Annotated in this window: 24 protein-coding genes and 1 pseudogene; 23 read left to right on the top strand and 2 right to left on the bottom strand. The window is 38.5% G+C overall.

Translation table 11 applies throughout. From position 1 onward, the window contains the following. The first annotated feature begins 109 nt into the window (after window positions 1-109). From hutG to V3595_RS08150, 6 genes and pseudogenes are all read left to right on the top strand, one after another. A complete protein-coding gene (gene hutG, locus V3595_RS08175) occupies window positions 110-1,054 on the top strand; it encodes a formimidoylglutamase (protein ID WP_485906463.1) in 945 nt (314 codons plus the stop codon). A gap of 5 nt (window positions 1,055-1,059) precedes the next feature. Next, window positions 1,060-2,253, top strand: coding sequence for a sodium/glutamate symporter (gene gltS, locus V3595_RS08170; protein WP_485906461.1), 1,194 nt, complete (start codon window positions 1,060-1,062; stop codon window positions 2,251-2,253). A gap of 448 nt (window positions 2,254-2,701) precedes the next feature. Beyond that, complete coding sequence (locus V3595_RS08165) at window positions 2,702-3,316, top strand: HutD/Ves family protein (protein WP_485906460.1); 615 nt, start codon at window positions 2,702-2,704, stop codon at window positions 3,314-3,316. 403 nt (window positions 3,317-3,719) lie between these two features. Further along, the gene (locus V3595_RS08160) at window positions 3,720-4,904 is read left to right on the top strand and encodes a hypothetical protein (protein ID WP_485906458.1); all 1,185 of its coding nucleotides are present in this window, start codon (window positions 3,720-3,722) and stop codon (window positions 4,902-4,904) included. Between the two features lie 17 nt (window positions 4,905-4,921). Beyond that, window positions 4,922-6,147: pseudogene (locus V3595_RS08155) on the top strand (allantoate amidohydrolase). 2 nt (window positions 6,148-6,149) lie between these two features. After that, window positions 6,150-7,325 (top strand): M20 family metallopeptidase, encoded by a 1,176-nt coding sequence (locus tag V3595_RS08150; RefSeq protein ID WP_485906457.1) that lies wholly within the window; start codon window positions 6,150-6,152, stop codon window positions 7,323-7,325. A 188-nt stretch (window positions 7,326-7,513) separates the two neighbouring features. Here V3595_RS08150 and V3595_RS08145 read toward each other — a convergent pair whose 3' ends face one another. Further along, the gene (locus tag V3595_RS08145) at window positions 7,514-8,047 is read right to left on the bottom strand and encodes a GNAT family N-acetyltransferase (RefSeq protein ID WP_485906455.1); all 534 of its coding nucleotides are present in this window, start codon (window positions 8,045-8,047) and stop codon (window positions 7,514-7,516) included. A 434-nt stretch (window positions 8,048-8,481) separates the two neighbouring features. On the opposite strand from V3595_RS08145, the gene V3595_RS08140 reads away from it, so the two are divergent. The 17 genes from V3595_RS08140 (at window position 8,482) to V3595_RS08060 (ending at window position 24,242) form a co-directional block, all read left to right on the top strand. After that, a complete protein-coding gene (locus V3595_RS08140) occupies window positions 8,482-9,309 on the top strand; it encodes a MerR family transcriptional regulator (protein WP_485906453.1) in 828 nt (275 codons plus the stop codon). A gap of 127 nt (window positions 9,310-9,436) precedes the next feature. After that, window positions 9,437-10,924 carry a UbiD family decarboxylase domain-containing protein gene (locus V3595_RS08135; protein ID WP_485906451.1) on the top strand — a complete coding sequence of 496 codons (1,488 nt, stop codon included), beginning with the start codon at window positions 9,437-9,439 and terminating at the stop codon, window positions 10,922-10,924. Window positions 10,925-10,971: 47 nt separating this feature from the next. Further along, on the top strand, window positions 10,972-11,547 hold the full coding sequence (locus V3595_RS08130) for a non-oxidative hydroxyarylic acid decarboxylases subunit B (protein ID WP_101221732.1): 576 nt from the start codon (window positions 10,972-10,974) through the stop codon (window positions 11,545-11,547). Between the two features lie 35 nt (window positions 11,548-11,582). Beyond that, window positions 11,583-12,044, top strand: a complete 462-nt coding sequence (locus V3595_RS08125; protein WP_485906449.1) for a pyridoxamine 5'-phosphate oxidase family protein — start codon at window positions 11,583-11,585, stop codon at window positions 12,042-12,044. 278 nt (window positions 12,045-12,322) lie between these two features. Next, on the top strand, window positions 12,323-13,156 hold the full coding sequence (locus tag V3595_RS08120; protein ID WP_485906447.1) for an alpha/beta fold hydrolase: 834 nt from the start codon (window positions 12,323-12,325) through the stop codon (window positions 13,154-13,156). A gap of 240 nt (window positions 13,157-13,396) precedes the next feature. Beyond that, window positions 13,397-14,083, top strand: coding sequence for a cyclase family protein (locus tag V3595_RS08115; RefSeq protein ID WP_485906446.1), 687 nt, complete (start codon window positions 13,397-13,399; stop codon window positions 14,081-14,083). 14 nt (window positions 14,084-14,097) lie between these two features. Continuing rightward, on the top strand, window positions 14,098-14,817 hold the full coding sequence (locus V3595_RS08110; RefSeq protein WP_485906444.1) for a carboxymuconolactone decarboxylase family protein: 720 nt from the start codon (window positions 14,098-14,100) through the stop codon (window positions 14,815-14,817). Between the two features lie 21 nt (window positions 14,818-14,838). Next, a complete protein-coding gene (locus tag V3595_RS08105) occupies window positions 14,839-15,528 on the top strand; it encodes a CoA transferase subunit A (RefSeq protein ID WP_101221735.1) in 690 nt (229 codons plus the stop codon). Next, window positions 15,521-16,153, top strand: coding sequence for a 3-oxoacid CoA-transferase subunit B (locus tag V3595_RS08100; RefSeq protein WP_485906442.1), 633 nt, complete (start codon window positions 15,521-15,523; stop codon window positions 16,151-16,153). Before V3595_RS08105 ends, V3595_RS08100 begins: the two co-directional genes overlap by 8 nt. Window positions 16,154-16,173: 20 nt before the next feature. Then, window positions 16,174-17,289 carry a muconate cycloisomerase family protein gene (locus tag V3595_RS08095; protein ID WP_485906440.1) on the top strand — a complete coding sequence of 372 codons (1,116 nt, stop codon included), beginning with the start codon at window positions 16,174-16,176 and terminating at the stop codon, window positions 17,287-17,289. 75 nt (window positions 17,290-17,364) lie between these two features. After that, the gene (locus V3595_RS08090) at window positions 17,365-17,703 is read left to right on the top strand and encodes a DUF3870 domain-containing protein (protein ID WP_048687694.1); all 339 of its coding nucleotides are present in this window, start codon (window positions 17,365-17,367) and stop codon (window positions 17,701-17,703) included. 4 nt (window positions 17,704-17,707) lie between these two features. Further along, window positions 17,708-18,901, top strand: a complete 1,194-nt coding sequence (locus V3595_RS08085; protein ID WP_485906438.1) for a thiolase family protein — start codon at window positions 17,708-17,710, stop codon at window positions 18,899-18,901. A 27-nt stretch (window positions 18,902-18,928) separates the two neighbouring features. Beyond that, window positions 18,929-19,741 carry a dioxygenase family protein gene (locus tag V3595_RS08080; RefSeq protein ID WP_260357309.1) on the top strand — a complete coding sequence of 271 codons (813 nt, stop codon included), beginning with the start codon at window positions 18,929-18,931 and terminating at the stop codon, window positions 19,739-19,741. 197 nt (window positions 19,742-19,938) lie between these two features. After that, entirely contained in the window at window positions 19,939-21,306 is a 1,368-nt protein-coding gene (locus tag V3595_RS08075) for an MFS transporter (RefSeq protein ID WP_485906436.1), read from the top strand. A 212-nt stretch (window positions 21,307-21,518) separates the two neighbouring features. Continuing rightward, window positions 21,519-22,865 carry an MFS transporter gene (locus V3595_RS08070; protein WP_485906434.1) on the top strand — a complete coding sequence of 449 codons (1,347 nt, stop codon included), beginning with the start codon at window positions 21,519-21,521 and terminating at the stop codon, window positions 22,863-22,865. Between the two features lie 21 nt (window positions 22,866-22,886). Further along, window positions 22,887-23,693, top strand: a complete 807-nt coding sequence (locus V3595_RS08065; protein ID WP_157830963.1) for a sugar phosphate isomerase/epimerase family protein — start codon at window positions 22,887-22,889, stop codon at window positions 23,691-23,693. A gap of 147 nt (window positions 23,694-23,840) precedes the next feature. After that, complete coding sequence (locus V3595_RS08060; RefSeq protein ID WP_485906432.1) at window positions 23,841-24,242, top strand: YybH family protein; 402 nt, start codon at window positions 23,841-23,843, stop codon at window positions 24,240-24,242. Window positions 24,243-24,504: 262 nt separating this feature from the next. On the opposite strand, the gene V3595_RS08055 is transcribed toward V3595_RS08060, so the two are convergent. Next, complete coding sequence (locus V3595_RS08055) at window positions 24,505-25,938, bottom strand: aldehyde dehydrogenase family protein (RefSeq protein WP_485906430.1); 1,434 nt, start codon at window positions 25,936-25,938, stop codon at window positions 24,505-24,507. Window positions 25,939-25,953: the final 15 nt, after the last annotated feature.

The following is a 25,953-nucleotide window of genomic DNA, read 5'->3' as shown; positions in this document are numbered from 1 at the left end:
GAAAACAAAAAGAACAGGCCATTGCACCAGATCTTTTCATATTGTACAACCCGGAATGGCTTGGCTATTGCAAGTATGAAGTATTTATATTTATGGGGAGGAAAAATAAATGTATGCGTTAGCAAATATGGATTTATGGAAAGGCAGAACAGATAGTCAAACAGATAAGGATGAATTTAGAATTCATCAAATAGTTAAAGATAATCAAATAACATCAATAAATCATACATGTGGAATAATAGGGTTCTCTTGTGAGGAAGGCGTACGCAGGAATAAAGGAAGACTTGGAAGCAAAGAAGCTCCCAATGAAATACGTAAATCCTTATCTTCTTTATCTTGGCACGGCCAATCAGGAGATAGTCTAGTTGATTTCGGGAATGTCATTTGTGAGGATCAACAGTTAGAAGCAGCACAAGCTGAATTAGGAAGTCACGTAGAGAAAATATTAACTAAAAATATGTTTCCTGTTATATTGGGGGGCGGACATGAAACCTTTTATGGTCATTATCTTGGAATTAGGTCGCATGTTGGTCCCAATGCTAGAATAGGCATCCTTAACATTGATGCTCATTTTGACTTACGCTCTTATGAAGAAATAACTTCTTCAGGAACGATGTTTAAACAAATATTAGATAATGATCATCAAACTAGTTATTTGCCTATTGGAATTCAACGTTATGGGAATACAAAAAAATTATTTAACACTGCAATTTCACTGGGGTGTTCTTGGATATTGGAAGAAGAATTAGTAGATGGGATTTCTGAAGAAAATGAAAGTAAAATTCTGGATTTTATGAATCAACATGATTTTATTATATTAACACTTTGTATGGATGTAATTAACGCTTCCGAAGCACCAGGTGTCAGTGCACCTTCCCCATTTGGTCTTTCTGGAAAAATGGTTAGGCAATTAATTCGTAAAATTACTTCCCATACGAAAACTATTTCATTTGATATATGTGAAGTAAATCCATCATTGGATAATGATAATCGCACTGTAAAACTAGCTGCAAACCTAATAAATGAAGTATTCCTGTGTGTGGAGAGGAGATAGACAATATGAGCATCGAGATTAATCAAACGATCACTATTTTTTTAGCGATACTGCTTTTAGCAATAGGCGGGATTATCGTTAAGAATGTCAAACTATTTAAACACTTTTGTATCCCTGCACCTGTTGTTGGGGGATTGCTTTTTGCGATAGTCGCTACAAGTCTTAAAACCTTTCTAAACGTAACCATTTCATTAGATACGACGCTCCAGGGGTTATTTATGCTAACATTTTTTACGACCGTTGGGTTGGGTGCCAGTTTTCAATTAGTAAAAGTCGGCGGTAAATTATTATTAATATATTGGTTGTTATGTGGGTTTCTGGCATTTGCTCAAAATTTAATAGGCATATCTTTAGCACCCGTTTTTGGGATTGATCCATTAATAGGCATGATGGCAGGAGCAATTTCCATGGAAGGTGGTATTGGTGCAGCTACAGCCTTTGGCGGTACCATTGAATCGCTAGGAATTGAATCTGCCCAAGCAATTGGAATAGCAGCGGCTACTTTAGGATTAGTATTTGGTGGATTAGTCGGAGGTCCAACTGTAAAGTATCTAATTAATAAACACAAATTAACACCAAGTAAAAAAGATATTGAAATTCAAGAAAAGAAAGAAATGGAAGACAAAATAGAATTAAATGTAGCTTCATTTATGAAGCAAGTATTAATCCTGACATTTTGTATGGCTTTAGGTTCATATCTAGGAGAGTTATTTTCGGCGAAGACAGGTTATGTTTTACCGAATTATGTTGGAGCAATGATAGTGGCTGTAATTGTTCGGAATATTTTAGATAAAATAAATGGGAAAATTATCGAAATGCCTAGTATAAATTTTATTGGAGATATTACTTTAGGCATTTTCCTATCAATGGCATTAATGAGTATAAAACTTTGGGAAGTTGCTGACCTTGCTTTACCAATTATTTTAATTGTGGTGATACAGGTAATCTTCATTATACTTTTAAGTATATTCATCATGTTTCGCTTTCTTGGCAAAAACTACGATGCGGCAGTTATGGTTGGAGGGTTCATCGGACATGGTATCGGGGCTACACCAAATGCTATGGCAAATATGTCAACAATTACTGCGAAATATGGCCCTTCAAGTAAAGCTTATTTAATCGTTCCGATAGTGGGTGCATTTCTTATTGATGTTTTTGCCATGCCAATTATCATTATAAGTATTAATCTATTTAAATGATAATTTGTTCTTAATTATGTTAATAGCTTTGTTTTTGGAGTTATTAAGGGATTTAAAAAGTGGTTTTGGTACAAAGCCTGAAATGGTCAAAATATATATTAGAATATAGTGTTAATACCGAATGTTTTGGCTGTTAAACCAAGAACATTCGGTATTGATTTTTTAATCCGAAAATTGCCCAGTAGGTAATTTACAATGGTTTTTTTGTCTGATTCTTAATGCAACAGAACCCCATCTATTTCAAGTAGGTATGAGCCACCATGATTGTATCGAATCGTTTCACAGCCCGATTAAGTAAGGATGAATTTATGTTACGATGATCAGAGTCTAGTAGACTTAGGCTCAGTTATGCTCTCGGTTCATCGTATCCACCCTATTGGCAATACAACCATTTAGCTCTCGAAATTGATTCGAACTGAAATACTGAAGTAATGAAAGGAGAAAAAAGTTGTCATATTCACTAAAAATAATAACAAAAAGTGAACAAATAACTAGTACTTGGTCAGGTGGTAAAACAACTCAACTAACCATTTATCCTGAAGATGGAGATTACGCGAAGCGTGATTTCAAATGGCGGATTAGCACAGCAGATGTCGAGGTGGATGAATCCTTATTTACTCACCTTCCAGGCATTCAGAGAATCATCATGATCCTTGATGGTGAAATGTCGCTGCAACATAAGGGAAAGCACCGTGTGCATTTAAAGCCATTTGAACAGGATCGGTTTGATGGAGGCTGGACAACCCAAAGTATTGGGAGGGTCACTGACTTTAATTTGATGTTAGCAGAAGGATGCGAAGGTGACATTAGTACGATTCATCTGAATGATGGAATCCATTCTGAAGTGTTGGATAATGGGGATTTTACGAAAAGGTCCGACGCCTATTATTGTTTCAAAGGAAAAAGTAGAATGAATATCGATGAAAAAGAGACTATTGTTTTAGAGCAAGGTGACTTAGTAATCTTAAACATAGATCAATTCTGCAACAATTTAAATATAAAGTTATCTAATCACGATGACGACTCAACCGCAACAATTATTAAGGCAAGTATTTTTTATTGATAGAGGACTTCTGGTACGCATATCCAAATAACTTTTGTAGGAAGACCTGCAAACATTAAAGATTATTTACAGTAAAAAGTAAACAGGATATTAATTACTAATTATTCAGAGCTGTCCTTAGACGGCTTTTTCTTTTTGAAATAAAAGGTCTAGATTAGTATGTGTTAGATGTTTTAGTCACTAACGAGATAAAGAAGTATCCAAAGAAAAATTATTTTGATATACCCAACCACTTAGTTATTTGAGAATATTTGGTGTGGAAATTGAAATTAAAGCACTTACATTTCCTGATATCTGTGCATAATTACCTGAAAATATGAAATTATCTTTAAATTCAGATGATTCAGTGTTATTATTTTATAATAATATTCAAACTATTAAATTGGAAGGTGAGGGAACTCATATGTCACAGATGTTGGCTTTGGTTATTGTTATTCTGATTTTATTTGTAGGGGACATAGTGGCGGTTCGAACAAAAGCCTGGGTACCTTCCGTTTTCATTTCCGCGATCCTATTTCTATGCGGTTATTGGACATTCTTCCCGCAAGACATCGTTTCAATAGCAGGTGTTCCACCGGTAGTGGCAACCATGATGATGTACCTATTGATCACGAATATGGGGACATTGCTTTCAATAAGGGAATTGGTGAATCAATGGAAAACGATTGTAATCTCCTTAACTGGTATTCTTGGCATTGTTGCACTATTATTCGGAATTGGCATATTTATATTTGATCTGCAAACTGTCCTTGTAGCGATTCCACCTTTAGTGGGCGGTATGGTATCTTCTATAATCATGTCAGAAGGAGCGGCAGACGCAGGACTTACGAGTTTGTCCGTTTTTGCCATTGTTATTTATGTAATGCAAGGCTTCGCTGGATATCCTTTAACTTCAATTGTCTTGAAGAAAGAAGGAAAGAAACTTTTGGGGCAATACCGCAATGGGCAATTAACGGTAAAAAAGAGTGATACTGCAGAGGCAGAAGGTATGACGGAACTTAAGCTGTTTAAAAAACTGCCTGAAAAATATAATACGGAATATTTTAAATTTTTCAGACTTGCAGTTGTTGCTTTTCTCGCTTACCTTGTTTCGACTGGATTAGAGCCGATTATATCAATAAATGCATTTGTTCTTTGCTTACTATTCGGGGTTGTCGGAAAAAGTATAGGTTTCTTGGAAAGACAGACACTGCAAAAAGCAAATGGATTTGGATTTGCGATCATGGCCCTTATGCTTTTCGTCTTTGATGGATTAAAAAATGCAACACCAAGTATGATGATGGAGATTCTTTACCCACTTGTTGTTTGCATTATCTTAGCTGTGATTGGTATGTATATATTCTCATTCATTGCAGGGAAATTGTTAAAAGTCAGCAAAGAAATGGCCTTTGCTGTATCTTTAACAGCATTATACGGATTTCCAGCTGATTACATTATCACCAATGAAGTCGTCAATTCATTAACAAAAGATGAAAATGAAAAAGAAGCATTGCTAAGCCATATGCTGCCGCCGATGCTTGTTGGCGGATTTATATCGGTAACAATCGTGTCGGTTATTTTGGCAGGAATATTCGTACAATTCTTGTAAAATAGGAGGGATTCTGAGTGAGACTTAGCGAACGTATAGAAAAGCAAATAAATGATTTGAGAGAATTTACATCAACACCCGGAGAAGGGACTACCAGGCTTACGTATAGCAAGGAAGACTTGCTTACACGCAATTATATAAAAAATAAAATGATAGAATACGGTCTGACAGTACAGGAAGATGGATTTGGAAATGTTTTTGGAAAGCTTGAGGGTACTTTAAAAGATGCACAAGCGTTCTGGTAGGTTCACATTTTGATTCCGTACCAAATGGCGGTGCGTATGACGGACCAGCCGGTGTAATTGTTGCACTTGAAGTGGCTGCCCTATTTGCAGAAAATCAATTAACACCTAAATATCCATTGGAAATCGTTGCCCTGATTGAAGAAGAGGGAGCTCGTTTTGGCGGAGGGCTAATGGGGTCGAGAGGAATAGTTGGAACGCTTAGTGAGGAAAGTTTTAAAAATTCAAGGGATAAAGATGGTATCACAACAATTGAAGCGATGTCAAAAATTGGACTGGATTTCTCTCTTCCGAAAAGAAGAAATTCCAATAGCATTAAAGCATTTCTCGAATTGCATATAGAACAAGGACCAATCCTTGAAGAGAAGAATATCCCCATTGGTGTTGTAGAAGCTATTGTTGGTTTAACTCAATTTGAAGTAACCATTGAAGGAAAGGCAGGACATGCAGGCACAACCCCAATGGATCGCCGTACGGACGCATTGGTTGCTGCCGCCCAAATTATTTCTCAATTACCGAGCTTTGCAATTGAGGAAGGAGAAGGAACGGTTATCACGACAGGACGACTGCATGTTTTACCAAATGGAGCAAACGTCATACCGAATAAAGTGGTATTTTCGGTAGATATTCGATCAAGCAAGGAAGAACATATTAACAATGTCATCAGGAGGATGAAAGAATTAATCGAATCCTATCAGGAACAGGGGGTCCATACAGCGGCGGAACAGCTGTTATATATGCCCCCAAAGGTATTGAGTAATGAGATTAAGGCTTTATTAAAAGATAAAAGTTCTGATTTGAAAATTCCATACTGTTCCATTAATAGTGGAGCTGGTCATGATGCGATGGTTTTTTCCGATGTGACTGATGTTGGCATGCTTTTTGTTCCAAATAAAGCAGGACTAAGTCATTGTCCAGAGGAATGGTCTGATGCACGTCATTTGGCAAATGGAGTGCAAATATTTTACGAAGTGGCTAAATGTTTAACGGAGGTAGAATAAGAATGATTAATCAAACGATAAAAGAAGCGATTCAAAATTATAGTGATGAATTAACAGAAATACGTAGAAAACTTCATAGCGAACCTGAGTTATCATGGGAAGAAGAAAATACAACTGCCTTTGTTTGTGACTACCTTGAAAAATTAGGGATTACTTATCGAAAAGCAGAACCAACAGGTGTTATTGCAGAAATTAAAGGCGGTAAGGCAGGAAAGACGGTAGCATTAAGAGCAGATATGGACGCCCTTTCTGTAGAAGAATTAAATAAAGACTTGCCGTATGCTTCAAAAGAAGAAGGAAAAATGCATGCATGTGGTCATGATGCACACACATCAATGCTATTAATTGCGGCGAAGGCACTAAACGAAATAAAAGAAGAATTACCTGGGAATGTGCGATTAATATTTCAACCAGCTGAAGAAGTAGCAACAGGTGCAAAGGAAATGGTTAAACAAGGGGCCGTTGAAGGGGTTGATAATGTTTTTGGCATACATATTTGGTCGCAAATGCCAACAAACAAAGTCGCTTGCACTGAAGGACCTTCATTCGCTTCAGCAGACATCTTTACAGTAACGTTTAAAGGAAGAGGGGGACATGGTGCAATGCCACAGGACTGTATCGATGCAACTATTGTCGCCTCTTCATTCGTCATGAATGTACAGTCTGTCGTATCAAGAACGGTCGACCCCCAAAATCCCGCTGTTTTGACAGTTGGAAAAATGGTCGTTGGCACACGATTTAATGTCATTGCAGAAAATGCCGTCATTGAAGGGACTGTCCGTTGTTTTGATCCTAAAACACGTGACCATATTGAAGAACAGCTCCAGGTTTATGCTGAAAATGTTGCTAATATTTACGGTGCGACCGCACAGGTTGAGTACTACCGTGGAACGCAAGCTGTCATTAATGATGAATACAGTGCCAAATTAGTGCAAAAGGTGGCCTCACAAGCGTTTGGCGATGACGCAATATATAATGAAAAGCCAACAATGGGGGGAGAAGACTTTAGCTTCTATTTAGATGAAGTACCCGGAAGCTTCGCTTTAGTTGGATCAGGAAACCCTGAAAAGGATACGGAATGGGCGCATCATCACGGGAAATTCAACATCGACGAGGATGCGCTTGCTACCGGTGCAGAACTTTATGCTCAATATGCATGGGCATATTTGAACGAATAATGGACTGGATAAAAGAGGGAATACGGAAATTAATAAAAGGTGTTTGAATGCCCGAAGGCCGCCAATTGGCGGCCTTCGGGCGTAAAGGGTTAAATTTTACTAAAAGGGCAAATGGAGCTTGTTTACTCAATAAAAAAAGAGATTGCCATATAACAATCTCTTTGTAAAAAATCAATATTACCTAGTATTTATTCAAAAAATGCTTTTGGATAATGAACAGTGCCTTGTTTATTTTGAAGAGAGCCTTCAGTTAATTCTAAAGCCATAAACGTGTCATCTGGTACATCAAATGGAGCTTTAATATTCCACAAGTTAGCTGGTTTAAAGCCAAATTTCGGATAATAATCTTTGTGACCTAATAAAATTATTGAGTCATATCCAATTTCTTTTGCTTTTTTTAGTGCTGCACGAATTAATTTACTTCCAACACCTTTATTTTGATACTCTGGAGCAACAGAAACTGGAGCAAGTGCTAGAGAATCAGCAGTATTTTCATCGTCTACTACTTGTATTTTCGTCAATAAGATATGACCTATAATGTCATTATCTTGGTTTATTGCAACTAGAGAAAGTTCTGGAATAAAAGCATCTGAACTTCTAAGACGATTGACAAGGAAATGTTCTTTTTTATCGCTATATTCTTCATTTTTAAAAGCTCTTTCTACAACTTTTTCTGTCATAGTGTAATCTTCAGTGAGTTCTTGTCTAATTAAGATATCCATTTATAGTCTCCTATTCTTTATAAAAATACTCTTTTTTATATATTCTACAAATGGTACTTTCTAAATGTATAAATCATTAAGAAAGTTTACTCACCCAGTAATGAACATAAGTTTAGCAAACAAAAACCTCCAAAATAATATCTAATAATTCTAGAATATTAAAGTAGAGTCGTCAATCATCTATATTACTTCCTGTTATTCAACTAAATGAAGATGTTGATATGATCCATTTTTTCGATAGGCAGGATCTTTAATATCCATTCATTTTAAATAGAAAAATGGTAAAGTTAGAGGGAATTGAAGTTTTCTTTAGAATACTGACCCTCTCCAAGCGGTTGTAGCTGCCGAATGGAAGGAGGGAAATTAAAAAATTAATATATGATATAAGACTTAGAAGGAAATTCACAAAAAGTATTTGCAGAGGAGTAGCGCATATGGACAATTACTTATCAATCAGTGAAATGGCTTCCATTCACAGTATCTCAAGGCAAACACTCATTTATTACGATAAAATCGATCTATTTAAACCGGTACATATAGATGAACATGGTTATCGGTACTATAGTGCAGTTCAGATTCCATTTCTAAGGGAAATTTGCTTTTTGAAGTCGATTGGCATCAAACTGAATGATATTAAGGAGCATATTGGAAATCGGAATTTAACCACTGCCATATCACTTTTGGAATTTCATCAAGAATTCATAGAAAAAGAAATAAATGCCTTGATGAATACCCGTACATTTATTCAACAGAGATTAATGAAATATTCAGAAGCCAAAAATATTAAAAGTGAATTGGATAAACCTATTATAGAAGAATTTCCTGAAAGGCATGTCTTATTTATACCATTTGAAAATGATTTGTGCCGTGAAGAATTACATTTAACGCTGATGAAAGCTTGGAATGTATTAAGTAAACATGAAATGCTTCCGTCTGAGGGATTTGGCACGGTTATTTTAAAGGATAAACTTGGAATGGATGATGTTTTCGAGGGTGCGGGAATATATACTGCATTACCTTTTATAGATACTGATATGGATAACATGATGACGTTGCCTGCTGGGCAATATGCATGTGTATATAAATATGGAATGCCATATAACATTGAGTTTTTAAATGAATTGGTTCAATGGATCAGTGAAAATCACTATAGAATTATTGGGGACGTTGTGGACGCTTGCTTATTGGATACGACCTTTTACGAGAATGATAGTAGTGTTGATTTTTGTCAGCTGCAAATCCCTGTAGAGAAAATTACTTGAATTTTCAAATATCCATTGACTGTATAGTAGAAATACACTTTAGAATATCATTTGTAACCGATAACATATAGGTTATTTGATTGACTATACATAGGATACTGATCACAAAGTGATAGGGGGATTTATTATGTCTGAAAAAATGAATAAAGTGACAGATTTACGTTCTGCGCTGGAACTACTGAAGTCGATTCCAGGACAATTGATTGAAACGGATGAACCAGTCGATCCTCATGCTGAATTATCTGGGGTGTATCGTCATGTCGGTGCTGGCGGGACAGTGATGCGTCCAACAAAAATCGGACCTGCCATGGTTTTTAATCATGTTTTGGGACATGAAGATTCAAGCGTGGTGATCGGACTTTTAGCGAGCCGGGAAAGAGTCGGCCACATGCTGGATACAAAACCGGATCGGCTCGGGTTCCTTTTAAATGAAGCTGTAAAAAATCCAATTGATCCAATCACCATTTCGAATGATAAAGCGAAAGCTCAAGAAGTGGTTCACTATGCAGAAGATCCCGATTTCGATATCAGAAAATTAATACCTGCGCCTACGAATACAGAGGAAGATGCAGGCCCGTATATCACCATAGGAATGTGCTATGCTTCCGATTCAGAAACCGGTGAATCTGATATAACGATACACCGATTATGTTTACAAAGTAAAGATGAGATGTCCATGTATTTTGTTCCTGGCCGCCATTTAGAAGTTTTTCGTGAAAAGGCTGAAAAAGCAGGAAAACCGTTACCAATTTCCATTAGTATCGGTGTTGACCCTGCTATTGAAGTCGCTGCTTGTTTTGAAGCACCTACGACTCCCCTTGGCTTTAATGAGCTGAGTGTAGCAGGGGCGATCAGGAAAGAAGCGGTAGAATTGGTCCAATGCTTGACCATTGATGAAAAAGCTATCGCGAATGCTGAATATGTAATAGAAGGGGAATTGGTCCCCGGAGTGCGTGTTCGGGAAGATCAAAACACCAATACTGGAAAGGCAATGCCGGAATTTCCTGGTTATACAGGTTCAGCTGTTGCGGATCTGCCTCTAATCAAAGTGAAAGCCGTAACTCACCGAGTCAATCCAATCATGCAAACAGTTATTGGTCCAAGTGAGGAGCATGTGAATATGGCTGGCATTCCAACTGAAGCAAGCATTCTGCAAATGGTGGAAAAGTCCATGCCAGGCAAATTATTGAATGTTTATGCCCATACTTCAGGAGGAGGTAAATACATGGCTGTTCTTCAATTCAAGAAAAGTCAGCCAAGTGATGAAGGGCGCCAAAGACAAGCTGCACTATTGGCGTTCTCTGCCTTTTCTGAACTTAAGCATGTATTCATCGTGGATGAAGATGTGGATCCCTTCGATAGCAATGATGTTTTATGGGCGTTAAATACTCGTTACCAAGGTGATGTTGATACGGTTTTCATTCCAGGAGTGCGCTGTCATCCCTTAGATCCTACACAAGATCCCGCATACAGCCCTACCATTCAGGAAAAGGGGATTTCCTGTAAAACCATTTTTGACTGCACAGTACCATTTCATTTAAAAGATGAATTTAAAAGGTCCGAATTTAAAGAGGTTGATCCAAGTCGATTCGTTCCTGGATTTTCCAATGCATAAGTTTCCATAAAGTTTCGATTCGATGACTAATGTAAGGAGGGGAATTAATGAAAATCATTGTTGGAATAACAGGAGCGACTGGAGCCATTTTCGGAATTAGGATTCTTCAGATGCTTAAAAGCAGTGAAGTGGAGACCCATTTAATCATGTCCCCGTGGGCACATGCCACCATTCAACATGAAACATCATATTCTGTTAAAGAAGTGGAGGGATTAGCTGATCATTCCTATTCTTACAAAGATCAAGCAGCAAGAATTTCAAGTGGATCGTACCGGGTTGATGGCATGATCGTAGCACCTTGCAGTATGAAAACACTAGCTTCCATTCGCATGGGGCTAGCGGATAATTTATTAACGCGATCTGCTGACGTCATGTTGAAAGAAAGAAAAAAATTATTACTAATGACTAGAGAAACCCCTCTGAATACGATTCATTTGGAGAATATGACGGCGCTTTCCAAAATGGGGACCATTATATTCCCTCCGATGCCAGCCTTTTATAATCATCCTGAGAATGTTAACGATATCATTGATCATCTGGCTTATCGTGCGTTAGATCAATTTGAAATCGATACTCTCGGTGCGAAACGGTGGGACGGAATGAAATATCGCACCAAAATATAACAGATTACTAGGGAATTAAAGAAAAAGGTGAAAAAATGAATGGGATGGAAATGCCAGAAGAGATATTCGACTTGTTAAATGGTAAAGAACTTGTCGACAAGCAGCATGAAGCCATGATGCTGTTAACGATAAGTGAAGAAGGATGGCCGCATACTGCAATGATTAGCGTAGGTGAGATCGTAGCGGTAAGCAGGACCGAATTAAGGATTGGCCTATGGCCGGATACTTCGACTACAGCCAATGTCATTCGTACCCATAAAGCTACACTGGTTTTGTTTTGGAAAGGTAAAGCACAATATATTCGCCTTTCATTAGAGAGATTAAAAGAGCTGCCATATGTCCAATATAAAAGAGTAAGATTCCACGCCCAAATAGTAGAGGCACGGGAGGATATGGCTAAGTATGCTGAAATACGCTCTGGAATTAAAATCGACTTGAAAAACCCTAAAGCAGTTGTTGAACGTTGGAGTGAGACCATAGGGGATCTCCTTCAATAAAATTCCCAGGTACCGACTTTAAGTTACTGAGAAATCGAAATTATCAAATAATAATTGTAAAAATCCGAACTTCATGTAAAATGGAATCATTACATGTATTTATAACTTGCCTATTCATTAACCATTAAAAAAAGCCCTTTTTTAATGAAAATTAATGAACTGACTGGCTATCTTAATTTCTCGATCAAGTTACCTTGATGGTGAAGTTAAGATAGCTTTTTTTATTAAATATGCTGGTTGGTTTATGTTAATAATCATGGAAATGGAGGAGTGTCACTATGGAAATGTATGTAAAGGAATTGGGGAACCAAAGAATTCAAATTGCAGATTATCCTGGAGAGAAAGGGCCAATCATCGCCATACATGGTTTAACGGGTAATCATAAGCAAATGCATTATTATGCAGAAATGTTAAAAGGCGAGTACAGAGTCATCTCGATTGACTTAAGAGGGAGGGGAAATAGTTCGAGGGCAGATGTGCAGACTTCTCTTTTTAAACATGCAGAAGATGTAATTGAGTTAATTCAAGAGTTAAAGATTAAAAATCCGATTTTGATCGGGTATTCAATGGGAGCATTCATCTCAAGCATTGTTGCCAGCAAATTAACTTCGGTAAAGGCACTGATATTATTGGATGGTGCGGCCATTTCCTCTCAACAACAAAGGGACATCGTACAACCATCACTAGGCCGATTAAGTAAAGAATATGAATCTCAGGAAAGTTATATTGCAGAAATTAAGGAAATCTATAGCCGTTTGGGTATCAAATGGACGGATCACCTGCAAAGTGTGGCGGAGTATGAGGTTCATGAAGTGGATGGTCACTGGGAGAATAAATCATCAGAAGATAGCATTCTTAGGGATTTTGATAGTTTTTATTCTTTTGTCCCTAAAGAAGTTTGTAGACAAATTTCCTGTAAAACCTTATTGGTGTATGCCAGTGGGAAAATAGGGGAATTTCCTCCATTATTTTATGAAGAAGCCTATGCTGATACGAAGAAATATACCCCTGATATCGAAACGATCGTTTCTACATGTAATCACTATACAATGGTGTTTGAAAATAGAGTGGAGATTAACGAAGGAATAAAATCTTTTTTAAAACGAATTTGATTTTTTGCAGTTATTTTTAAAAAAGATATTGAAATTAACAGAAAATAGTGTAATATTAAGAATATATAATAAACTTAATTATTGCCTATTCATTAGCTATTAAAAAATAACCTTTTTTAATAACAACTAGTGAACAACTGGCTACCTTAAACACCTGCTGTCAATTATTGATAGTAATGTTTAGGGTAGCCATTTTTGTCGTGATAATGTAAACGCTTAATGAATTTGGGGGTTTTATGGTTGAAAATCATTGATTTAACATTGGAACTTTACGATGGTCTAGTTACAAATAATGATTTACCTGCAATAGACATTAAAGATGAACCTCTTGAACAAAAGGGGAAATCTGATTCACTTCCTAAAGGATACCGTTCCAAGTTGATTTCTTTTTCTGACCATAGTGGGACACATGTCGATGTGCCTTCACATTACTTTGAAAACGGGGAGTCAGTTGAAAACATCAATCTGAAGAATATGTTTGGGGATGCTCTCATACTGGATGTAAGCATGTTAAAAGCGACACATGAACCTGTTACGAAAGCTTTACTTGAAGAGGCGGAACGCAGGCAGGGGGTGTATGTAGAAAAAAACGATATCGTCCTCATCAGGACATGGGGGAAATCATGGGGGGAAGAAGGCTTTTTTGAAGCGCAGGCCTTAGATGATAGTGTGGCCCAATGGTTTATTGAAAAGCAAATACATATTGTCGGGTTGGATTTGCCCAATGCCGATTTGAACCAGGATTCAGAAAGCGGAATTCATCAAAAATTACTGAACCATGATATATATATCGTTGAAAATCTAGTGAATCTTGAAAAACTACCTAAGCATTCTCGCTTTCTTTTTTTCGGGATCCCTTTAAAACTAAAAAATGCAACAGCCTCACCTATAAGGGCACTATCGATACTTGATTCACAATTAATTTAAAGAGGTGCAGACGAATGAGCGAGGGATTATTGTATTTCAAAGAAGTTTATGATGCGGTACCAGGCTGGGTGAAAAAAATGCACGATTATAGCCCCAATGCACTTGATCACTATACCAACTTACGCAGTAACATCATGCAAGAGGGAGCCTTGACGAAGAAGGAAAAAGATATTTTACTGGTAGGCATGAATGCTGCGAGGTTGTATGAACGAAGTATGGTTTACCATACAAAAGGGGCAATCGATGGCGGGGCAACATTACCGGAACTGGTGGAATATCTAATAGTTTCATACTTATATAACGGAACAGAAGCATTAAAAACAGGAATGAAGTCTTTGGAGTATGCTCTTACACTTAAAGGCATTCGATATCCCGAAATAAGTGGCCATCAAGGAACAGCAGAAGAAATCCTGCTTTATATGATTGAACTATTAGGGGATGAGGAGACGGGATTCGTCTCGAATGTTTTGAAACTGGTTAAATCGGAAGACCAAAACTCCCTCAAAGATTATATATTAAGTGATTCAGTGGTTTCAAAAAGGCTAAAACATCTTCTGATGACAGGAATATTCATTACAGAATTAAAAGGGGAACAGGTTGGGGAATGGATGGAGGCGGCAAGGTTAAATGGGGCCTCGGAAGAACAATTAGCTGAAGTGGGTCTGATTTGCTTATTGACTGCTGGAATACCTGCTTGGTTTGAGGCAAGTGATTCATTGATTGAAAATAAGTAACGTGAGATTGGTGGGGAAAACATGACGAAAGTACATCAAGATATAGAAGCAGCTTTATCTTGTGTGAAGAACGGTCATACATTAATGGTAGGTGGATTTGGCTTGATCGGTGCCCCTCTTACATTAATAGATGGTTTGGCCAAAAAGGATGTAGCAGGCTTGACGGTAATCAGTAACAATTTAGGCGAGAAAGGAAAAGGGCTGGGAGTTCTCCTAAGCCAGAAGAAAATAAAAAAGGCGATTGGTTCTTATTTTACAAGCAATCGTGAAATTGGGGAGTTTTACCAACGTGGGGAAATTGAATTAGAACTATTACCACAGGGGACATTAGCGGAATCCATTCGTGCTGGCGGTGCTGGCATAGGCGGTTACTATACGAAAACGGGTGTAGGGACCGATTTAGCTAAAGGAAAAGAAGAAAGGGAAATAAATGGGGCTACATATATTTTTGAACCTGCCATAAGAGCAAATGTAGCTTTGATCAGGGCATGGAAGGCAGATACACTTGGTAATCTTGTTTATTATAAAACGGCTCGAAACTTTAATCCGGGAATGGCAACAGCTGCAGATGTCGTAATTGCGGAAGTGGATGAGATAGTTGAACCTGGAGAACTCCCGCCAGAGGAGATTGTAACACCGCATCTATTCGTCGATGGAATTATTAAGGCAAAGAAAATCCTGACGAAGGAAGGTGTCAAAGTTTATGAGTGACAAAGAATTAATGCAAAATATGATAGCAAGACGCGCGGCAAAAGAATTGACGGGCCCTTGTATAGTGAACCTTGGAATCGGGATTCCGACCTTGGTTGCAAAATACATTGATGATGAAAATGTTTTTTTTCATACGGAAAATGGATTATTAGGGGTTGCAGAAGTTGATGAAGATGAAATCGATCCCAATTTAGTTAATGCAGGCAAGTTACCGGTAGGGGAATCGATTGGTGCATCATTCTTTAATAGTGCAGAATCGTTTGCAATGATCCGTGGAGGACACATTGATGTTGCCATCTTAGGTGTTTTGCAGGTAGGTCAAACCGGTGAAATTGCAAATTGGGCGGTACCAGGCAAGAATATCATGGGTGTTGGAGGAGCGATGGACCTGTTGGTTGGCGCCAAAAAAGTGATCGTGACCATGACACATACAAGTAAGGAAGGTAAAAGTAAAGTTTTAAAGAAATGCACCTACCCGATTACTTCCACTAGAAGCGTTGACATGATCATCACCGAGTTGGCTGTCTTTGAAGTTATTGACAAACAGTTGAAATTGATTGAATTGATGCCCGGTGTAACGATCGAAGAAGTAAGAGCAAAAACAGAAGCGGATTTTATCTATTAAATGTTAAAAAGGTGGATTAAATGAAAATACGTTCAGTAGATGTATACATTATTGATTTACCCACAATTCGTCCTCACCAGCTTGCCATGCATACGATCGTAGAACAAACGATCATTCTTGCCCGTGTCATGGATGAAGAGGGGGCGGAAGGTTGGGCAGAGGTGGCGACAATAGGCGGGGCTTCGTATGGTGAGGGGACGCCTGAGGCGATCAAGGTGAATATTGATACATATATCGCCCCGCTTATCATTGGTAAAAACCCCGTCCATTATGACAAAATCATGCATGAAGTTTCACTCAATGTTAGAGGAAATAATTTTGCGAAGGCTGTCGTTGAATCAGCCATGGTGGATTTAGTAGCCAGAAGGAGAAACATCCCTGCTTATGAATTATTCGGAGGACAAATTCATAAATCATTGCCGGTAGCATGGACATTGGCAAGTGGGGATACGAATAAAGATATCGAAGAAGCGAAAGAATCCTTACATCAAAAACGTCATAATATCTTTAAATTGAAAATTGGCAAAGGGAATCCATATAAGAATGTGGAGCATGTATTGAAAATTATTGAAGCCGTGGGGGATCGAGCACGCATTACGGTTGATGTTAATCAAGCATGGGATGAAACAACGGCTACGTATTGCATTGAAGCTTTACAGGAAGGCGGGGTTTCCATGGTCGAACAGCCGCTGCCAGCTTGGGATAATGAAGGGATGTCAAGATTGACCGATCGTTTTAAGGTCCCGATCATGGCCGATGAGTCATTGAATTCTTTACAAGATTCATTCCAAATAGCTAAACATAGAGCAGGTAATTCCTTCGCCTTGAAAATATGTAAACATGGCGGGATGACCCAAACGAAAAAAGTGGCTGCGATTGCTGAAGGTGTAGGTTTTGGTTTGTATGGGGGAACGATGATTGAATCATCATTAGGTACGGCCATTTGTGCACAACTTTATTCAACCATTCCCAAATTTGAATTCGGTACTGAATTATTTGGTCCGTTACTTTTCAAAGAAAATATTACGCTAAACGAAATAAAATATGAGAATTATGAAATAATCATCCCGGATGGTCCAGGATTTGGCATGGAGATAGATATGGAAAAAGTAAAACATTTTTCAAGAGGTCTTTAATTAATATAAACTGGAAAGGGGATTATGGAAAACCCACTAGTTTATGCAAGTAATCTTGAGAGGATGTAGTTTTATATGGGACAGCCAACATTATTAATCACCGCCTATGCGAAGGCGCCGCAAAATACGAGCATGTATGAAAATTATAAATACGCTGGGATGGTACTGGAAATTCACAAGGAAAGTCACATCATCATTAATGCAGAATTTACGTTTTTAACAACTTTGGCCCAGGATTTTTTCAAGCGAATGATAGTTGGTTTTGATTTTAGTAAAGATATTGATTCTTTAATTGAGAATATTAAAACGGACTTTTTAGCTCCATCGCAGCAGTCTGTGATTGTTGCCCTGAAAATAGCTCACCAAAGATATAAGGATAGTTTAGAAGAAAGAAATAAAAATAGCAGGAGGTAGAAAATTGAGCAATGTAGTTATTATAGACTCGGTTCGCACCGCTATAGGGAAATTAGGAGGAGCATTGGAAAATGTTCCTGCCGATTTCCTGGCAGCTGCTGTCCTTGATGAAGTTATCAAGAGAGCGGATATTCCAAAAGAGAGTATTGATGAAGTGATTATGGGGCAAGCCAAACAAAGTTCAGACGCGTCAAATTTAGCAAGAGTTGCATCGCTTCGGGCAGGATTTCCTGTGGAAGTACCAGGTTATACCGTACACAGACAATGCGGATCCGGCATCCAGGCAATCAATTCTGCCAGTCAACAAATTCAATGCGGACTTGGAGATGTAATCATTGCAGGCGGAGCGGAATCAATGAGCACGGCCCCATACTATATGAGAAATATCCGTTTTGGATTGAAATCAGGCAATGGACAGTTATTGGACCCGAATACGGAAAGCCAGCCAGGTTCACAGCCCGTTGAAGATTACGGGATCTTAACGATGGGAATGACAGCAGAAAATCTGGCTGAAAAATATTCCATTTCAAGGACTGAACAAGATGAATTTGCTTTAAGGAGCCAAGAAAATGCAAAACGGGCAATTTCTACTGAATTATTTTCGAAAGAGATCGTTCCCTATCAAATTAAAACGAAAAAAGGGTTAATAGAATTTAATATGGATGAGCACCCAAGAGAAACCAGTCTGGAAAAGTTGGCTAGTTTAAAACCGGTTTTCAAGAAAAATGGAACAGTAACCGCTGGAAATAGTAGTGGAAGAAATGATGGTGCATCCGCTCTGATACTAATGTCGGAAGAAGCAGCAAAAAGGCGTGGTAAAAAGCCGAAAGCAAGAATGATCGCTCAAGCGGCAGCAGGCGTATCACCAAATTTCATGGGGCTTGGGCCTGTCAACTCCACCTTGAAAGCGCTTCAAATGTCAGGGTTGAAACTGAATGATATTGATTTAATTGAACTGAACGAAGCCTTTTCTGCACAAGCTTTGGCAGTAATCAAAGAATTGAAGCTTGATATGAATAAGGTGAATCCTAATGGCGGTGCCATTGCCATGGGACATCCTATTGGTGCCACTGGAGCAATTTTAGCAACCAAATTGATACATGAGTTAGAAAGAACCGGAAAAAGATATGGGCTAATCACATTATGTATAGCAGGTGGATTAGGAATCAGTACCATCATTGAAAATCAACAAATATAAAAACTTTAAAAAATTGGAGGAAGTATTATGAAGAATCAAAAAGTAATCGACGTTTATAATGGATTGGTAGTTAAATTCAAGGAATTAGTTAGTGAATACGAAATTGATCACAATGACTATCAAGCTCTTGTTGATTGGATGGATCAATTAGGCAGGGCAGGGGAAATTCCGTTATTTATGGATGTTTTCTTTGAAACTCATGCACTTCAGGAAATGTATAAAAGTGTAAAAGGAACGGAACCTACTATTCTAGGACCTTATTACATAGAAAATACGCCAGTCGTTCAAAATCCCGGAGTGTTGCCACAACGTGAAAATGAACCAGGTGACGTCCTTTACTTTTCAGGATCTGTTAAAGATGTTAATGGAAATCCGTTGTCAAATACCAAAATAGATATGTGGCAGGCTGATACAAACGGTGAATACTCATACTTCGCTGAAGGTATACCAGATGATAATTTACGTGGTGCTTTTTATACGGATGCGAATGGTAATTTTGAAATAAAAACAGTTGTACCGGGTAATTATTCAATTCCAACAGATGGACCTTCTGGTCAATTCTTAAAGTGGATTGATCATCATTCATTTCGTCCAGCACATTTGCATCTCTTATTCCAACCGGAAAATGGCGATAGATTAGTAACACAAATATATTTTGAAGGCGATGAATATTTAGAAAATGATGTTGCACAAGGTGTTCGCGGAAGCTTAATTACAAAGTTAGAAAAACATTCCGGTGCAGAAAAAGGATTGAAAAATGATTATTATACGGCTCATTTAGATTTTGAACTTAGATTACAAGATAAACCTGTTTTCAATAAGGCTGTCGTGAAAAACTAATCATCGATAAGAGTATACATGTGAAGATTTTCTAAGAAGGATTTTGTTCCCTTAGGTAATAAGAATACTAAAGATGCTTTGTTAATGGGCAATTCCAATAAAGATTATCTGATTTTTCCGAGTATTTTCCGAGTTCCAAAATAGGAACTCGGAAAATACATTCGAAGGATATTTTTAAAAATGGTGGGAGGCGGAAAATGCGTAGTGTAGTTGCTTCGGATATCATTGCTGTCAGTAAATTTAACCGCTTTCATTTACTTGTTTTTCTTTGGTGTTTTTATGCCATCGCTTTCGACGGGTATGAAATAGCGATGTATGGTGTGGGTTTGCCTTGGATGATGGAAGAGTGGGATTTAACTTCCATTCAGGCAGGGGCAGTGGGCAGTTATTCCTTATTCGGCATGATGATTGGCGCCCTGATTTTAGCACCGATTGCAGATAAATATGGCCGGAAGAATGTTCTCGTCATTTGTATGATTTTGTTCAGCGTATTTACCTTGGGGGCAGGGATTGCACCCAACCTCACATGGTTCACCGTCATGCGTTTCATTGCGGCAATTGGCATGGGAGCATTGATGCCGAATGTAATATCGCTAATGACTGAATATTCCCCAAAACAAAATCGGGCCATCATTGTAGCTGCGATGTATTGTGGCTATTCAATCGGTGGAATCATGGCATCATTAGTGGGAATGTATATCATTCCTTATACGGATTGGCGTGTATTATACTTTATTGGAATTTTGCCATTACTTACACTTCCAATATTCATGAAGCAGTTTCCTGAATCCCTTTCCTACTATTTAGCAAAGAAGGAAATTGGTAAGGTTGTTGAAATCCTCAATAAAGTCAAACCAGAAGGGGATTTTAAAGAAACAGACGATTTCAGGCTTAGTGAAGCTGAACAGAGGGGAAAAGGATCTCCAGTAAAAAAACTATTCACGAACAAACGGGCATTCAGTACGGTTTCCATATGGGTGGCTGTGTTCTGTACATTGATGATGGCTTACGGATTAAATACATGGCTCCCAAAAATGATGCAGGATTCCGGATTCAGTATCACCTCAAGCCTTTCATTTAACCTGGTTTTATGCCTTGGTCAAATTGGAGGTTCCTTAGTAGGCGGTTATTATGCTGGAAAAATGGGCCATCGTAAAATTCTTGTTACACTATTCTTATTAGGGGCCGTTACCTTTGTCGCATTGAGCGCTACGACTAATACCATCGGAGTATATTTACTGATTTTTATGGGGGGTGCCTGTACTGTAGGTGCCATGAACTTAGCCAATCCGTATATCACAGAATATTACCCCCGTGAAATCCGTACGACGGGTATGGGCTATTCGCAAGCTATCGGCAGGATTGGCTCAATTCTCGCTCCTACTTTAATTGCCTTTCTTCTGTCAACAGGCATGGATCCGAAGGTGGCTTTTGCTACATTTGCCCTGCCAAGTATCATCGCAGCGGTCGGTTATATTCTGGTCCAAGAAAAACATGGATCTTTTGACAGGGTAGTCAAGGAGGACAATGAAGAGGTAGAATCAGAGAAGACTGTAACTATTTAAAGAAATGATTCACAATTCGGAATACGATCCCCTTGGTTGTTTAACTTTGCAACAAGGGGATCTGCAATTCAATGTTTCTAGGGACTGCTTTTGAAAATATTAAACTCAGGTTGTAAGTAAAGGAAGGAAATATAGTGGCATTTTTAAAATTTTCAATAAAATTTAGTAGAACGATGTACTAATATTGGGCATTAGGTTAAGGGGGAAAAATATTGAGCTCAGAATTAAAGGCAATAATAGAAGATCGCGCATCGGAACCGGTAACTGACAGATCAAAAAAAGGAAAACAGAAAACTGTTCGATGGTTCATCTTATTTCTAATTGCTTTAGTCACGTGTATTAATTACATCGACCGTGCCATCATTTCGCTTGCGGCTCCGAATATTCAAGCCGATTTACATATTGATCCGGCTATGATGGGAATCATATTTTCCGTATTTGGCTGGAGCTATACCTTCTCCATGCTATTCAGCGGATACTTTCTTGATAGATTCGGTCCTAGAAAAGTATACACGGTTTCCCTCATTTTATGGTCTGTATTTACATTCATGGTAGGAACCGCGAAAAATATATCGTCACTTATTACATATCGCATAGGACTGGGTGCCTTTGAATCTCCCTCCATACCTACTAATGCCTGGTGTGTATCCGAGTGGTTTCCTAAAAAAGAACGTGCTACTGCTGTAGGGATTTATACGGGTACCCAATATATTGGGTTAGCCTTCCTGACTCCAGTTTTTACTTGGATCATCATAACCTTTGGATGGAATTACCTTTTTTATATCGCCGGAATTATAGGGATTCTTATTGGATTTGTTTGGTATGGATTCTATCGGAACCCCCGGGAACATATGCGGATTTCTCAGGAAGAGCTAAACTATATCAAAGAAGGCGGAGGAATGATCGGAACTGAAGAGAAGCATCCTTTCTCCTGGAACCGAATAGGCCAACTGCTTAAACACCGTCAAATTTGGGGAATGTTCATCGGGCAATTTTCCATTCAAACTACTTTGTTTTTCTTTATGACTTGGTTTCCATCCTATTTGATTGATGAAAAGGGAATGACGATGTTGAAAACTGGAATTTATGCGAGTATTCCTTACATCGTAGCCATATTAGGAACCCTCATTGGCGGCCGATGTTCAGATTGGATGCTGACACGCGGGGTATCAACAGGATTGGCACGTAAACTTCCCATCATTGTCGGATTGTTACTGTCTTGTTTGATTCTCGGGGGGAATTATACGGATTCACCAAACATAGTCATCACCTTTATGGCGATAGCATTCTTTGGACAGGGGATGGCATCAACAGTTACCGGAGCCCTTTTAGCTGATATTGCCCCGAAAGGAATGGTAGGCCTAACGGGTTCCTCACTATATTTTGTAGCAAACATTGGCGGGGCATTATCTCCGTTAATCGTCGGTTTAATCATTAGTGCGACACATTCTTATGCAGCAGCGTTAACCTTTATATCCGTAGTGGCCCTAATTGGCGCTTTTGCTTATATCTTCCTTCTCGGAAAAGTACAGCGTATAGAAATCACAATGAAAAAATAAAAGGAGAAAGGCGGAATTACATTGAAACTGAGTTTATGCACTACAGGATTTAAAGAATGGGACATAGAGGAAATAATAAATTGGTTGCTTCCGTTGCAAGCGGATGTTAAAGGACTTGAATTATGGAATAAACATATAGAACGATTTCAGGAGAAGCATGGACCACTGGACAAGTTAGCCAAATTACTAGAAAACAATGATTTACAAATACCATCCATTAGTGGATATACGACTTTTTCAAAACTCTGGAACCAAAAAGAACATCAAAATGAAATCAATCAAGCAAGAAAATTGTTAGATATGGCTCATCAATTAAACTGCCCATTAATACGGACTTTCGCAGGACATATAGCATCAAGGAATGCCTCACCAGAGCAATGGTCGGAAACGGCTACCGAATTAAATAAATTAGGGCAAATGGCCGATCTCTATGGAGTGGATGTAGCAATAGAAATTCACTATGACTCTTTTGCTGATAACCTCGAAGCCATTCAAAAACTTTTAGAAGATATTGACCATCCACGGATAAAACTGATTTTCGATGGTGCTAACTTATACGTTGATCAATTGAATCCGAAGGAGGTATTGGAATCCATCTTCCCCCATGTCAGCCATGTACATTTAAAAAATTATCACTACAATCATAAAGAGCGATATAAAAACAAACCAGCACCCATTTTTAGTGGGGATGTTGACAATATTCGCTTACTCGAAGAATTGAGAAAGCGGAATTATACAGGCTTTGTTTCTCTGGAATATTTCGGTCAGGAAGGAATGCCTAACTTGCTTGCCTCATTAGAACAATGGAAACAGCAACTGACATATTGATTTCTTTACGTATTTTAGCTGAAAATATATGGTGGGAATTCAACTTTTATTTAAAATGCTTCTTGAGCAGGATATCCAAACATGACAGTCGAACATCAATTAGTATAAGAGCGGTCCAATTAAGAGAAGTTGAATAGGATGGTGAATATGCAGAATCATGAGCTGGAACAAATCATAAAAAATGCGGACAGGGCAATAAATAATGAGGATTTCGATCAGTTAATGGAGTTCTATTCAGAGGATGCAACTTTAGTTGTCAAACCTGGAACATTTGCAAAAGGGAAAGCGGAAATTCGTCGGGCATTCATAGCTATCGCTGAATACTTTAACCATAGTTTAATCGTCAATCAAGATAAGATGGCAATAATCGAAACGGGTGATACGGCATTGGTTGTGGCAAAAGCCCAGCTAAGTGCCAATCAAAAGGAAGATTCCGAATTCTCTATGGAAAGAACCGCGACATATGTATTTAAAAAGGATTCCACCGGTACATGGCGCTGCATAATCGACAACTCTTATGGTGCTGAAATAATTGAAGAATTGAAGTAATAAGTGAAAGCTGCCGTATATGGTGGCTTTTATATTTTTCAACTAAAATACAACCGTATGTAACTAAGAGTCATTTTGAAAGAGAAAACAAAAATACAGTTTTTAGTTATTAAAAAATCGTCTATGTATAGAAGTGATGATGAAATGATTGTGCCCATTAATAATAAGAACAAAGACTACAATAAAAACATTAATTTACGACAAAACAAGAAGACGAAATCTTTAAGATATCGCCGTCTCATTTACTACGCGTTAATATTCCTCAATTGTCGCTTATTTTAAAGCTGATAAACTTCTGCTCCATCATTTCATGCATCGCATATTTGACGCCTTCTCGGCCAACTCCGCTGTCCTTCCAGCCACCATAAGGCATATTATCAATCCGGTAAGTTGGGATATCATTGATTACGACTCCACCTGTTTCCAAGCGTTCCGCCGCATAAAAAGCTCGTTCTATACTCGGAGTCATCACTCCTGAGTTCAATCCGTAGCGCGAATCATTTGCATCATTGATGGCATCATCCAGCGTATCGAATGGGAAAATGCAGACAATTGGACCAAATACTTCGAAACGAAATACCTTTGAGTCACGATTTACATTGGTTAAGACGGTAGGCAATAGTACATTGCCTTCCACTGTACCGCCGCACTCAATTTTTGCTCCTTCCTGTACTGCCTCGTCAATCCAACTTTGTAACCGTTCCAATGATTTTTTTGAAATAACCGCTGTAATATTTGTATTTTCCTCCAGTGGGGAACCGATGACAAGCTGTTTTGTTGTACTTACGAATCGATCTAAAAATTGTTGGTATAGTGATTTGTGGACATAAATTCGTTGAATCGATATACACACCTGCCCATTATTCGTAAATGAACCCATCACACTTCTTTGGATGATTTTATCGATGTCGACTCCTTCATCAATGATGAACGGCGAATTGGATCCGAGTTCAAGGGTAAGCTTACGGAAGCCTGCCTGCTGCTGGATAAGGTGTCCGACCTCTACACTGCCTGTGAAAGTCACTTTTTTTACATGTGGATGGGTGGTCAATGCTTCACTCAAAACATCCCCTTTTCCCGGTATGATGTTCAATACTCCATCTGGCAACCCTGCTTCTTTAAAAATATCGGCAAGAACCAGTGAACTCAACGGGGTTTGTTCGGCAGGTTTTAACACAATCGAGTTTCCAGCCGCAATAGCTGGACCAACTTTATGTGCGACCAGATTAAAGGGAAAGTTAAATGGGGTAATCGCAGTAACGACGCCAATTGGGGTGCGAACCGTGAAGCCAAAACGGTTTACCCCGCCAACTGCCGCATCCATTGGGATTTGCTCTCCATAATTGTTCTTGGACGCTTCTGCTGCAAAACGATAGGTCTGAACCGTACGATTCATTTCTTCACGAGCATTTCGAATCGTTTTCGCCGCCTCTAGAGAAATGATTTTCGCAAGTTCTTCACTGCGTTCTTCCATGATTGCTGCAGCTTTAAATAAAATTTCTGCTCGTGCATGAGCCGGGTAGGATCGGTATTTCTGAAAAGCGGCATTTGCCTCAACAATCGCTTCAATGGCATCCGCTGGTTCAGCCTGTCCAATTTGTGCAATTTCTTCATTTGAATGGGGATTAAATAAAGGCTCATACGATTTAGCCTCTCGCCATTTGCCACCGATCCACAATTGCCACTTTTTCTTCATTTGACATTCCTCCAA

It is taken from the genome of Bacillus sp. CFBP9009, from assembly GCF_036541465.1.
GTDB lineage: Bacteria > Bacillota > Bacilli > Bacillales > DSM-1321 > Peribacillus.
The sequence above is the reverse complement of the archived record's forward strand: the minus strand, read 5'-3'. Positions and strand labels throughout refer to the sequence as shown.

Coding starts and splice junctions, on each gene's coding strand:
- hutG (WP_485906463.1), top strand. CDS start 110: ATGTATGCGTTAGCAAATATGGATTTATGGAAAGGCAGAACAGATAGT.
- gltS (WP_485906461.1), top strand. CDS start 1,060: ATGAGCATCGAGATTAATCAAACGATCACTATTTTTTTAGCGATACTG.
- V3595_RS08160 (WP_485906458.1), top strand. CDS start 3,720: ATGTCACAGATGTTGGCTTTGGTTATTGTTATTCTGATTTTATTTGTA.
- V3595_RS08150 (WP_485906457.1), top strand. CDS start 6,150: ATGATTAATCAAACGATAAAAGAAGCGATTCAAAATTATAGTGATGAA.
- V3595_RS08145 (WP_485906455.1), bottom strand. CDS start 8,047: ATGGATATCTTAATTAGACAAGAACTCACTGAAGATTACACTATGACA.
- V3595_RS08140 (WP_485906453.1), top strand. CDS start 8,482: ATGGACAATTACTTATCAATCAGTGAAATGGCTTCCATTCACAGTATC.
- V3595_RS08135 (WP_485906451.1), top strand. CDS start 9,437: ATGTCTGAAAAAATGAATAAAGTGACAGATTTACGTTCTGCGCTGGAA.
- V3595_RS08130 (WP_101221732.1), top strand. CDS start 10,972: ATGAAAATCATTGTTGGAATAACAGGAGCGACTGGAGCCATTTTCGGA.
- V3595_RS08125 (WP_485906449.1), top strand. CDS start 11,583: ATGAATGGGATGGAAATGCCAGAAGAGATATTCGACTTGTTAAATGGT.
- V3595_RS08120 (WP_485906447.1), top strand. CDS start 12,323: ATGGAAATGTATGTAAAGGAATTGGGGAACCAAAGAATTCAAATTGCA.
- V3595_RS08110 (WP_485906444.1), top strand. CDS start 14,098: ATGAGCGAGGGATTATTGTATTTCAAAGAAGTTTATGATGCGGTACCA.
- V3595_RS08105 (WP_101221735.1), top strand. CDS start 14,839: ATGACGAAAGTACATCAAGATATAGAAGCAGCTTTATCTTGTGTGAAG.
- V3595_RS08100 (WP_485906442.1), top strand. CDS start 15,521: ATGAGTGACAAAGAATTAATGCAAAATATGATAGCAAGACGCGCGGCA.
- V3595_RS08095 (WP_485906440.1), top strand. CDS start 16,174: ATGAAAATACGTTCAGTAGATGTATACATTATTGATTTACCCACAATT.
- V3595_RS08090 (WP_048687694.1), top strand. CDS start 17,365: ATGGGACAGCCAACATTATTAATCACCGCCTATGCGAAGGCGCCGCAA.
- V3595_RS08080 (WP_260357309.1), top strand. CDS start 18,929: ATGAAGAATCAAAAAGTAATCGACGTTTATAATGGATTGGTAGTTAAA.
- V3595_RS08075 (WP_485906436.1), top strand. CDS start 19,939: ATGCGTAGTGTAGTTGCTTCGGATATCATTGCTGTCAGTAAATTTAAC.
- V3595_RS08060 (WP_485906432.1), top strand. CDS start 23,841: ATGCAGAATCATGAGCTGGAACAAATCATAAAAAATGCGGACAGGGCA.
- V3595_RS08055 (WP_485906430.1), bottom strand. CDS start 25,938: ATGAAGAAAAAGTGGCAATTGTGGATCGGTGGCAAATGGCGAGAGGCT.